We start from the raw sequence: 11,165 nt of genomic DNA, 5'->3' as shown, positions 1-11,165 counted from the left end.
TTACACTTGACCCTTGGCAACCGAGCGTGCAGGTAAGTAGCAAACTGCATGGTATCCAGATGGCGCCAGGTCCGGGATTCACGTTCATCGTGTTTTGGACATAATGTTCCGCACTCAGGACACGCGCCAGTGGAGTCGACATACTCAATCTCGATATCGACTCGGCTATTGGCCATGTTGAGGTCTACCGAGCTTGTCTCCCAGGGCGAATGAATACCCAGAAGCAGTGCATAATGCTCTTCGATTTCCACAGAAAGACTCCCCGTAAATTCGGTATGATCAAGTCCTGATTATACTGGATTTCCACAGGAAACTACGAAGAGCCTCCTTTTGAGGTTGATAAGCACCGCCTCATGGCGGTATTCGGCGGGCACGGGTCTTGGCAGAGCGTGCTCGCTGAATTCTCTTACCACTGTCAGGCCTGCTCAGCCCACAGTGTTTTATTGAAATTGTATTGTTCCGCCGCGATCCTTTCCTTGAATCGAATGCCTTTCCAGTAATAGATTTTTCGAATACTTCCGTTCGGGTTCCGCCCGATGCTGAACGCCCGGTGTTCCGGGAACATGTGACCCCTAAGGTCATTCAGGATGTGGAGACTATGCCCCCACGGAGCCACGAAGTCTGCGAACATAAGATGATCACCCTGGTTCCATTGGTTAACTTCCAGCGGGCCGGTATCTTCAAGTACTTGCACTTTCGCTTCGTCAGTTAACCAGGCCCAGGTTGCGAAGCCGACCGGGCTTCTATGCTCATCGAAATAGAGCTTGCTTTGCCCGTGAATCAACGCTGGCACGATATCGGTGTCGACACTCCAGAGTGGCCACTGGCTGTGATAATCTGCATGCTTCATTAACCACATCATCATGCCCAGCGCATCGTGGTAAGTTATATTGTGGGGAGCCATCTGTTCGGTTTGGGCCTGCATTACCAAATCCTCCGAACAGCACAGAGTTGGGTTGCTGGAACCAGGTAGGCGCTATCGTGACTGGTTAAAGATTGCTTGAGCGTCCGGTACATCGCCAATGGGCTGGTGAATGGGCAGAGCAAGTCGAAAAACCACAGATAGTTGCCAGAGGGTGTCGTGCTAAAGAATTGAGCCGCATCGACATTCGATTGGCCGGTGCCCGCCAATAATGAATGATGAACATCGTCTGGAACGGTCGCCCAGCTGGCATAGCCATAAGGGCGGCTTGCGTCATCGAAAAAGACCTTGGCATTACCTGTGTTCAGCGCGGGTATCAGTCGGTCTAACAGGGCTTTCACCGATGAATCACAGTAGTCACCGTGATTCATCGCTAAATCTGTCACCAAGCCAATGGCTTGATAGGGTGTCAGCTGGCCGGAATCTGGCGGCACACAGGGTGCCAGAGGGCTGTTGATGTTCAATTTCATGAAGAATTCCTTCCTTCAACTTATCGCTGGCGCTGTAGCTTGAGCTAGTTCCTTGCACCGCGGACAATTTGGGTGCCAATCGTTGAGGGGAGATTATTCGATTTAGTCCTGGTTGAACAGCTATAAAAGTGACCATTTTTGAAGAAAAAAGAGTCACTTTTTTAATCGATTTAATTATTGTGATCGAGTTGGCTTTTTGATGTGGCGGATGTATCGAGAGTTGTCTATCAAGTCAGGTTTCAGGTTATTGTGAGTGTAACCTCAGTCCAGATAATAACGGCGCAGACGTTTTGCACCGGCTGGCTTTGTCGCAACGAGTGTTGCTCGCATTGGTGCCGGGTGCCCTTCAATGGTTTTTGTTTGATCGCTTGGGTTGAGGTAGTCGATCAACGACTGCCCCGGTTTCCATTCGGTTGTGCGTTGTTCTTCGGTTGTTGTCGGGGTGACATCAGCGATGTGCACATCTTCAAATCCCGATTTTTCCAGCCAGTGTGCCAGTGCTTTCGGGCTTGGCAGGAACCAGACGTTGTTCATTCGCGCATAGCGACCGGGCGGAACAAAGGCTTCGCGTTCGTTGCCATTGACAACCAGGGTTTCCAATACCAGTTCACCGCCCGGTCGTAATGCGGCACGCAATTCGGCGAGGTGATCGAGTGGGGAGCGGCGATGGTAAAGCACGCCCATTGAGAAGACGGTATCAAAGGCTTCGAGGTCCGGTGTCATCGCTTCTAGTGTGAATGGCAATACGGTGTGAGTGGCATCGCCCACATAGCCGTTAATGGCCAGGTGTTGCACGACCGATAACCAGGACGGATCTATGCCTGCAACGATTCGCGCTCCGGCCGCTTTCATCCGCCAGCCGTAGTAGCCATTGCCACTGCCCACATCCAATATGCAACGGCCAGTCAAATCACTCACGTGGGGTGCAACCCGATCCCATTTCAAATCACAGCGCCATTCAGAATCGATGTGGGTGTCGAATAGCCGGAAAGGGCCTTTGCGCCAGGGAATCAAACCACGCAGTGCCGTGCGTAAATGCGTCTGGTCTTTGTCATTCAGCGAATTCGTCGCTGAGAGTGTGACGTTGTTTGGGTCGAAGGTGACCTTACCTACGGTTGGCAACTGATCAATGTAGGCCAGAAAGCGGGGCAGGTTACCATCGTTCAGGGTGGCAAACAGGGTATCGAGTTGGGCGGTCAATGGTGCCTGCCAAACCGATAAGGGTGTGTGCGCCAGAGAGTCGATAAAAGGTCGGTAATCAATCATACAATCACTTGATGGCTATAAAGGAGGCGAAGTTAAAGCTCTGGAACCAGAGGGTGGCGGTGCTGAAGCCAACCGCTTTTAGTCGGCTCAGGTGGTCTTCGGCGGTTTCCGGCAATAGGACGCGTTCGATGGCCTGACGCTTTTGGCTGATCTCAAGGTCGCTGTAACCGTTCGCGCGCTTGAAATCATGATGGTGCTGGATCAGCAGTTGGTCCTGTGCCGGGTCGGGGAAGCGCAGCTTTTCGGAAAGGACCAGGGCTCCGCCGGGCAGCATGCCGTCGTAGATTCGTTGCAGGGTAGCTTGTCGGTCTTCCAGGGGGATAAACTGCAGCGTGAAGTTCAGTACGACGAAAGAGGCGTTGTCGATCGTCAGTGAGGTGATGTCGGCGCAGAGTGGCTGTACCGGGGTTGGCAAGTCTTCACTTTCCAGAAAATCCCGGCTGCGTTCGAGCATGGCTTCGCTGTTGTCGACTGCCACTATTACCGCACCTGGTGCATGAACCCGATGGCGCATGGCCAGGCTGGCCGCGCCAATCGAGCTGCCCAGATCATACAACCGGCTGTTAGGCTGGGCATATTGCTCGGCCAGGATGCCGATCATTCCGATGATGTGGCTGTAACCCGGTACCGAGCGTTTGATCATATCCGGGAACACCCGCGCCACGGTGTCGTCGAACCGAAAATCGGCGACCTGGCCGTGATCACTGGCGTAGATAGTGTCTTTGGCGGGTTTCTCTGGGCCTGGCGGCTGGCGATGGGTCATGGTCGGGTGGGGTACCGTGCAGTAAAAAGTGGCGACATTTTACATGGTCGGGCGACTATCTGCGCCCCCATGGTCGAAAAACAGGCGGCTAGCGTTATAATGCGCCGCAATCTGAACCGTTTTGACTGGGAAATGCCGCTTATCTATGAGCACCATCGCTGAAGAAGTCTTAAAACGTCATACCTTTGCCATCATTTCGCACCCCGATGCCGGTAAGACCACCATCACTGAAAAAGTGCTGTTGTTCGGGAAGGCCCTGCAGACGGCCGGTACCGTAAAGGGCAAAAAGTCTGGTCAGCACGCCAAGTCGGACTGGATGGAGATGGAAAAAGACCGGGGTATCTCCATTACCACCTCGGTCATGCAGTTTCCGTATCACGATAAGCTGGTCAACCTGCTGGATACGCCGGGGCACGAAGACTTCTCCGAGGACACCTACCGGACGTTGACCGCGGTTGACTCGTGTCTGATGGTTATCGATGCGGCCAAGGGTGTGGAGGACCGGACCATTAAGCTGATGGACGTCGCCCGGATGCGCGAAACCCCGGTGCTGACTTTCATGAACAAACTCGACCGCGATATCCGTGAGCCCATCGAGCTGATGGACGAAGTTGAGAACATTCTCAAGATCAGCTGTGCGCCGGTCACCTGGCCCATTGGTCAGGGCAAGCAGTTCAAGGGCGTCTACCACCTGCTGAATGACGAGGTACATCTGTACCAGAGCGGCCAGGGCCACACCATTCAGGAGCGTCGGGTCATTAAGGGGCTCGACAATCCGGAGCTGGATACGGCCCTCGGGGAGTACGCCGATGAACTGCGTCAGGATGTTGAGCTGCTGGCGGCGGCCAACAAGTTTGATCTGGAAGAGTTTCTGGCTGGCCAGCTAACGCCGGTGTTTTTCGGTACGGCGCTCGGTAACTTTGGCGTCGACCACATGCTGGATGGCCTGGTTGAGTGGGCGCCGAACCCTCAGCCACGGGCGACTGACGAACGGGTTGTCGATTCCGGTGAGGCGACGTTCTCAGGCTTTGTGTTCAAAATTCAAGCAAATATGGACCCGAACCACCGCGACCGAGTCGCCTTTTTGCGCATTGTGTCGGGAAAGTACGAGAAGGGCATGAAGATGAAGCATGTCCGCACCGGCAAGGATGTGCGCATCTCGGATGCCCTGACTTTTCTGGCGGGCGATCGCTCGGCCGTTGAGGAAGCCTGGTCCGGTGACATCATCGGGCTGCATAACCACGGTACGATCCAGATTGGCGACACCTTTACACAGGGCGAGATGATGAAGTTTTCGGGGATTCCGAACTTCGCACCCGAGCTGTTCCGTCGCATTCGCCTGCGTGATCCTTTAAAGGCCAAACAATTGCAGAAAGGTCTGATGCAGCTGTCAGAAGAGGGGGCGGTACAGGTATTTCGGCCCTTGAAAAACAACGATCTGATCGTCGGAGCCGTGGGTATGCTGCAGTTTGATGTGGTCGCTCAGCGTCTAAAATCCGAGTATAAGGTTGATGCGGTCTACGAGCCGATCAGTGTAGCGACAGCCCGCTGGGTTGAGTGTGCCGATGCACGCAAGCTGGAGCAATTCCGCGATAAGGCCTACGATAATCTGGCGTTGGATGGCGGCGACAATCTGACATACGTCGCGCCAACCATGGTCAATCTGCAAATGGCGCAAGAGCGGCACCCGGACATCGCCTTCCGGAAAACCCGGGAGCATTAAGGTCGGGCCGAATGGCAATGAACGGCAACTATGGCAGCCGCTTAACACGGGCGGCCCGTACTTACTCTGGAGGGACGGTATGATCATCTACCTGGTGGCGCTGGCGCTGATTGTTGCTGGCGCGTCGACCGGCCTCTTTACGTTGCTCCAGGGTCGGGTGATTCAAGGTCGATTGCGGCTGTACGACGCCAAGGGCTATTGGGTCGTCAGTATGCTGACGCTGACGTTTCTGGTTACCAGTCTGGCTTATTTTTGGGGTGTTTCGCGATTCGCGCCTAGCCTGGAAGGTGGCCTGGAGCTTGAGGCCGTCGTCGGTATGCTGACGACCGTATTTGGCTGCATTGCCGGGCTTGGCGTTGGCCTGGTGCGCTTCTCGAAGGTGAAATTAGCCGCCGGTGCGGCCAATGCCGACGGCTTAAAGTGAGTCGAACGGGTCATGCCCTGCTATTTGAATAATAATTGAACGAAGGCGCTTGCAAAGGGGTGGTTGTTTCTTTACTATCCGCGCCCTTATTTCGGATTAACTGCCCCTGAGCCCCCCACTTTTATTAGGCGGAGTTAAATGAAAACTTTTGTAGCAAAACCGGCTGAAGTAAAGCGCGACTGGTACGTAGTCGATGCCCAAGGCCAAACGTTGGGTCGCTTGTCGACCGAAATTGCTCGTCGTTTGCGCGGCAAGCATAAAGCAGAGTTCACGCCTCACGTGGATACCGGCGATTACATCGTCGTGATCAACGCCGAGAAAGTGGCTGTGACTGGTCGCAAGACCAAGCAAAAAATGTATTACCGTCACACCGGGTATCCGGGTGGCCTGAAGTCTATGAGCTTCGAAAAAATGATCGATCACAAGCCCGAGCAAGTGATCGAACTGGCGGTTAAAGGCATGATTCCCCGGAATCCGCTGGGCCGTGCCATGCTGAAGAAGCTGAAGGTGTATGCCGGTGTCGATCACCCGCATACTGCACAACAGCCCAAAGAACTTAAGATTTAACGGGGAGCGACATGACAGCAATTCAGCAATATTACGGTACAGGTCGCCGCAAAACCTCAGCCGCACGTGTCTACTTGCGTCCGGGTACAGGCCAGATTAGCGTCAACAAACGCCCTCTGGACGTGTATTTTGGTCGTGATACGTCGCGTATGATCGTTCGTCAGCCGCTTGAGCTGTGTGAACTGACTGACAAGTTCGATGTCATTGTCAGCGTAGCAGGTGGCGGTGCCAACGGTCAGGCCGGTGCGATTCGTCATGGCATTACCCGTGCCCTGATGGTCTACGACGAAACTCTGCGCAAGCAACTGCGTGCCGCTGGTTATGTTACCCGCGATGCTCGTATGGTTGAACGTAAGAAAGTCGGTCTGCACAAGGCGCGTAAGCGTCCGCAATACTCCAAGCGTTAATCGTTCTGGATGGCCTTGCTTTCAAAACGCCCGGACTTGTCCGGGCGTTTTTGTTTGTAGCATCGCCAGTCAGCCGGTACCGTGGCCCGGTGGGTTGTTGATTGCGCCTTACCGACCCCTGCCAATACCCTTGTTTAGCGAAGGGTTTTCTTGTCAGAGGGAGTGTAATTCTTTAGTATTCCCGTCATTTTGTGGAAACTGCCCCGCATTTTTTCTACCTTCAGACAGAGGACCTAATAATGACGCAAGACGGCGTAAATAAGGGTCGGCGCCGCTTTCTCTATATCGCGACAGGCGCCATGGGTGCCGTAGGCGCGGTTGGAGTTGCAACCCCGTTCGTCCGCTCCTGGTTTCCCAGTGAGAAAGCCAAGGCGATCGGGGCTCCGGTGACCGTTGATATCAGTAGGCTCGAACCAGGCGAGATTCGCACTGTCGAATGGCGTGGTAAGCCTGTTTTTGTGGTTCGGCGCACTGAGGAAGCTATTTCCACGCTTAAAAGCGAGGATTTGATGAGCCGTCTGTCTGATCCACAGTCAGAGGTGGCGTCTCAGCAGCCAGAATATGCTCAGAACCCTGTTCGTGCACGCGCCGAGGACCTACTGGTGGTTGAGGGCGTTTGTACCCACCTTGGTTGCTCTCCCCAGTTTATCCCTAGTGTTGAGCCTCAATCGTTCGACGAGAATTGGATGGGTGGCTTCTTCTGCCCGTGCCATGGCTCCCGCTTTGATATGGCCGGTCGTGTATTCAGCGGTGTACCTGCCCCAACCAACCTGGTGGTGCCTCCGCATATGATCGAAGGGGCCATGCTAACCATTGGTGAGGATACTGTCTGATGAGTACTAACAAGCCTGCCAAGCCAGCCTTCATGCAATGGCTCGACCAGCGGCTGCCGGTCACCAGTGCCTATGAAAAGCACATGTCAAAGTACTATGCTCCGGTTAACCTGAACTTCTGGTACGTGTTCGGTTTGCTGGCGACCCTGGTTTTCGCGAATCAGATACTCACGGGTATCTGGCTAACCATGTCGTTCGTGCCCAGTGCCGATGAAGCCTTTAACTCTGTTGAGTACATCATGCGTGATGTTGATATGGGGTGGCTGATTCGCTACATGCACTCTACCGGTGCCTCATTCTTCTTTATTGTCGTCTACCTGCACATGTTCCGCGGGATCATGTATGGCTCCTACAAGAAGCCCCGGGAGCTTATCTGGGTCTTCGGCATGCTGATCTATCTGGTGCTTATGGCTGAAGGCTTCATGGGTTACGTGTTGCCCTGGGGTCAGATGTCTTTCTGGGGTGCTCAGGTGATCATCTCGCTGTTTGGTGCCATACCGGTTATCGGTGATGGTCTGACCGAGTGGATCCGGGGCGACTTCCTGATTTCCGGGATTACCCTGAATCGCTTCTTTGCACTGCATGTCATCGCGCTACCGCTGGTTTTGGCTTTGCTGGTCGTGTTGCATATATTGGCGCTGCACGAAGTGGGTTCCAACAACCCTGACGGCATCGACATCAAAAAGCATAAGGATGAACAGGGTAAGCCACTGGATGGTATTCCGTTCCACCCTTATTACACCCTGGGCAAACTGCCGATGATCATCATCTTTCTGTTTGTGTTCTGCGGTGTGATCTTCTTTTTCCCGGAAGGCGGTGGCTATTTCCTGGAACATGCGAACTTTGAGCCAGCTAACCCGTTGAAGACGCCAGCGCACATTGCACCAACCTGGTATTATGGCGCCTTCTACTCGATCCTGAGGGCGGTACCTGACAAGCTGATGGGTGTCATCGCCATGGGTGCTGCCATTGCCATTCTTTTCGTCCTGCCCTGGCTGGACAAGAGCCCGGTACTGAGCTGGCGCTATAAAGGCTGGATGAGCAAAACGGCGATAGTTGTTTTCGCGCTGGCCTTCATCATGCTGTCTTATCTGGGCGGTCAGCCGGTAACGGATCTGAATACCTGGTTGGCTCGATTTGGTTCCGTGATCTATTTCGGCTTCTTCCTACTGATGCCGATCTACACGCGCATGGAAACCACCAAACCCGTACCGGAGAGGGTGTCAGCGAAATGAAAAAACTGTTCCTGTCTCTTATATTAAGTGTGACTCCGCTGGTGGCTTTGGCCGCTGGCGCCGAGATTGAGTTGGACCATATCGATACCGATATTTCCGACAAAGCCTCGTTGCAGCGTGGTGCGCAAACCTACATGAACTATTGTATGGCTTGCCACTCACTGGAATACGCCCGTTACAACCGGGTAGCAGCGGATCTGGATATACCCGAAGAGATCTTCGAGGAGAACCTGATCTTCACCGGTGCGGCAATCGGCTCGCTGATGGGAAATTCCATGAGCTATGACGATGGCGCGGCCTGGTTTGGCGCTGCGCCACCGGACCTTACTCTGGTAGCGCGCGTTCGTGGCGAAGACTGGCTGTATACGTATCTGCGTGGTTTCTACCAGGACGACAGTCGCCCGCTGGGTGTTAACAATTCGGTCTTTGCCAACGTCGGTATGCCACACGTACTGATGGAGCTTCAGGGTTTGTGTGCTGAGGCGCCTCATGCTGTTAGCGAACGTCGTTTTGATCCACTAACCGGCAATCTCATCACCGATGGTGGCTGTGAGAATTACGCGGTTGAAGGGTCACTGACCAAGGCCGAGTACGATGAAACCATCTATGATCTGGTGAATTTTCTGGATTATATGGGTGAGCCGTATGCCGGCGACCGTGAGCGCATTGGCTGGATGGTGTTTGCCTTCCTGGCGGTGTTCCTGGTGATTGGTCAACTGCTGTATCGCGAGTTGTGGAAAGACATTCACTAAGGTGACTGCTGAGTACCGTTTTTTGATAAGCGCGGCTGGTCCGCGCTTGTTTTGTCTTGTATCAGGGTGTTTTTACATCGAGGAGAGTACCTAATGGGCGTCGTTGCCAAACGTTCTTCCATGACTTTTTACTCCGATCCGGCCAGTCAGTACAGCCATAGGGTGCGTATTGTTTTGGCGGAAAAGGGCGTAGCGGTCGACATTAAAGATGTCGATCCGGATGATATGCCTCAGGAAATTGCTGACATCAACCCTTATAACTCTCTGCCAACACTGGTTGACCGCGATCTTACGTTGTTCGAACATTACGTAATGATGGAATACCTGGATGAGCGCTTTCCACACCCGCCCCTGTTGCCGGTATACCCGGTTGCCCGCGCCGAAAGCCGCCAGTATATGGCCCGCATTCAACGCGACTGGTGCGATAAGGTTGATGTTATCGTTGCGGCAAAGAGCAAAGACAGTGTGACCAAGGCCCGCAAGGAGTTGCGTGAAAGCTTGCTGGCTATTGCGCCTTTGTTCGATGAAAAGCCGTTTTTCATGAGCGAAGAGTTTACGCTGGTCGACTGTTGTGTCGCTCCGATCCTGTGGCGTTTGCCGGCATTGGGTATAGAGCTGACCGAAAAGCAGGCCAAGCCGATTCATAAGTACATGGAGCGTTTGTTCGAGCGTGAATCGTTCCAGATCAGCTTGTCTGAAGTCGAGCAGGAGATGCGCGACTGATGAGTGAGATGACCTCCAACAAACCCTATATGCTCAGGGCTTTCCATCAGTGGATTGTCGATAATGAATGCACACCTTATGTGGTGATTGCAGCCGACTTCCCGGGTGTTGAGGTGCCTGTTCAATTTGTTCGTGATGGTCAGATTACGCTCAATATCGCACCTTCTGCAGTTCGGGAGCTGGTGCTCGACAATCGTTGGGTCGAGTTCAGCGCACGTTTCTCGGGTGTTCCAACGCTGGTTCGTGCTCCCATGTCAGCTATTATGGCTATCTTTGCCAAAGAGAATGGCCAGGGTATGGGGTTCGACCTGGAAGCACCGGAAGATCCCGATCCGGATGACACCCCGGACGGAGCCAGTGACGGTGGCAGCAAGAAGCCGGCATTGCGAGTGGTGAAGTAGCCAGGGCGACTCCTGTCGTCAGTCCGATCAGAGTGGTTTGTTCAAAGCGTCCCCGGGGGCGCTTTTTCGTTTTTGAAGAAAGTTTCGAAGAAAATTGGCAAAGGCGTTGACCCAGGAAACTCAGTCCCTATAATGCGCCTCCGCTGTCACCGAACAGCGGCTCCAACCGGCTCGGATGCCAGATGAAGTGAAGACTCTAAAGAACTGATTCTAAAGAACATTTCTTAAAAAAAGAGTTGACACATTGGAGCGGAGGCGTAGAATACGCGCCTCTTCAAACGGCAAGCCAAACGCGCTGTCGTCGATCTTTAACATTGGGAATCAAGTAATTCGTGTGGGCGCTTGTAGGTCGACGCTGAATCGGACGCTTTAGTACGGATCACTCCGGTGAGAAGTCTTAAGTGAAAGAGGAAGCATAAAGAATTGTCTTTCCTAGAAAGACACTCGATCTGTAAGCGACCTGTCAATGAATTCATTTGTTGAAAGGCGCCTTTTGGTTTCGGCCAGAGGGTAGCTTGCGTCGAGCAAGATTGGGCGGATGCCTTCGGGTATCTGCCGAACGATTTAAACTGAAGAGTTTGATCATGGCTCAGATTGAACGCTGGCGGCAGGCCTAACACATGCAAGTCGAGCGGTAACAGGGGTAGCTTGCTACCCGCTGACGAGCGGCGGACGGGTG

The 11,165-nt window shown here is 53.6% G+C and carries 14 protein-coding genes and 1 rRNA gene; 10 read left to right on the top strand and 5 right to left on the bottom strand.

What is annotated here, in order from left to right; all coding sequences use genetic code 11:
- The 5 genes from G565_RS26520 to cmoA form a co-directional block, all read right to left on the bottom strand.
- Positions 1-251, bottom strand: a 251-nt coding sequence (locus G565_RS26520; protein ID WP_169579630.1) for a transposase family protein, incomplete at its 3' end; no start/stop codon positions are given.
- 164 nt (positions 252-415) lie between these two features.
- On the bottom strand, positions 416-925 hold the full coding sequence (locus tag G565_RS24950) for a toxin-activating lysine-acyltransferase (RefSeq protein ID WP_051208267.1): 510 nt from the start codon (positions 923-925) through the stop codon (positions 416-418).
- Entirely contained in the window at positions 925-1,392 is a 468-nt protein-coding gene (locus tag G565_RS0118920; RefSeq protein WP_028672254.1) for a toxin-activating lysine-acyltransferase, read from the bottom strand. The genes G565_RS24950 and G565_RS0118920 overlap by 1 nt, the downstream gene beginning before the upstream one ends.
- Before the next feature lie 261 nt (positions 1,393-1,653).
- Positions 1,654-2,658 (bottom strand): tRNA 5-methoxyuridine(34)/uridine 5-oxyacetic acid(34) synthase CmoB, encoded by a 1,005-nt coding sequence (gene cmoB / locus G565_RS0118915; RefSeq protein WP_028672253.1) that lies wholly within the window; start codon positions 2,656-2,658, stop codon positions 1,654-1,656.
- A gap of 4 nt (positions 2,659-2,662) precedes the next feature.
- Positions 2,663-3,421 (bottom strand): carboxy-S-adenosyl-L-methionine synthase CmoA, encoded by a 759-nt coding sequence (cmoA, locus tag G565_RS0118910; protein ID WP_051208265.1) that lies wholly within the window; start codon positions 3,419-3,421, stop codon positions 2,663-2,665.
- A gap of 145 nt (positions 3,422-3,566) precedes the next feature.
- On the opposite strand from cmoA, the gene prfC reads away from it, so the two are divergent.
- The 10 genes from prfC to G565_RS0118855 all read left to right on the top strand — a co-directional run.
- Positions 3,567-5,144 (top strand): peptide chain release factor 3, encoded by a 1,578-nt coding sequence (gene prfC, locus G565_RS0118900; protein ID WP_028672251.1) that lies wholly within the window; start codon positions 3,567-3,569, stop codon positions 5,142-5,144.
- 79 nt (positions 5,145-5,223) lie between these two features.
- Positions 5,224-5,568, top strand: coding sequence for a hypothetical protein (locus G565_RS0118895; protein ID WP_028672250.1), 345 nt, complete (start codon positions 5,224-5,226; stop codon positions 5,566-5,568).
- A gap of 138 nt (positions 5,569-5,706) precedes the next feature.
- Positions 5,707-6,135, top strand: coding sequence for a 50S ribosomal protein L13 (rplM, locus tag G565_RS0118890; RefSeq protein WP_028672249.1), 429 nt, complete (start codon positions 5,707-5,709; stop codon positions 6,133-6,135).
- 11 nt (positions 6,136-6,146) lie between these two features.
- Complete coding sequence (gene rpsI, locus G565_RS0118885) at positions 6,147-6,542, top strand: 30S ribosomal protein S9 (protein WP_028672248.1); 396 nt, start codon at positions 6,147-6,149, stop codon at positions 6,540-6,542.
- Positions 6,543-6,781: 239 nt separating this feature from the next.
- Positions 6,782-7,375, top strand: a complete 594-nt coding sequence (petA, locus tag G565_RS0118880) for a ubiquinol-cytochrome c reductase iron-sulfur subunit (protein ID WP_028672247.1) — start codon at positions 6,782-6,784, stop codon at positions 7,373-7,375.
- Positions 7,372-8,610 carry a cytochrome b gene (locus tag G565_RS0118875; RefSeq protein ID WP_425413989.1) on the top strand — a complete coding sequence of 413 codons (1,239 nt, stop codon included), beginning with the start codon at positions 7,372-7,374 and terminating at the stop codon, positions 8,608-8,610. Before petA ends, G565_RS0118875 begins: the two co-directional genes overlap by 4 nt.
- On the top strand, positions 8,607-9,362 hold the full coding sequence (locus tag G565_RS0118870; RefSeq protein ID WP_028672245.1) for a cytochrome c1: 756 nt from the start codon (positions 8,607-8,609) through the stop codon (positions 9,360-9,362). Before G565_RS0118875 ends, G565_RS0118870 begins: the two co-directional genes overlap by 4 nt.
- A gap of 93 nt (positions 9,363-9,455) precedes the next feature.
- The gene (locus G565_RS0118865; protein WP_028672244.1) at positions 9,456-10,085 is read left to right on the top strand and encodes a glutathione S-transferase N-terminal domain-containing protein; all 630 of its coding nucleotides are present in this window, start codon (positions 9,456-9,458) and stop codon (positions 10,083-10,085) included.
- Positions 10,085-10,486 (top strand): ClpXP protease specificity-enhancing factor, encoded by a 402-nt coding sequence (locus G565_RS0118860; protein WP_028672243.1) that lies wholly within the window; start codon positions 10,085-10,087, stop codon positions 10,484-10,486. Before G565_RS0118865 ends, G565_RS0118860 begins: the two co-directional genes overlap by 1 nt.
- A 566-nt stretch (positions 10,487-11,052) precedes the next feature.
- Positions 11,053-11,165: ribosomal RNA gene (locus tag G565_RS0118855) — 16S ribosomal RNA — on the top strand; the annotation flags it as partial.

Source organism: Saccharospirillum impatiens DSM 12546, from assembly GCF_000423605.1.
Taxonomy (GTDB): Bacteria; Pseudomonadota; Gammaproteobacteria; order Pseudomonadales; family Natronospirillaceae; genus Saccharospirillum; species Saccharospirillum impatiens.
Note: the sequence above shows the minus strand (reverse complement) of the source record. Positions and strands in the feature narration are given on the sequence as shown.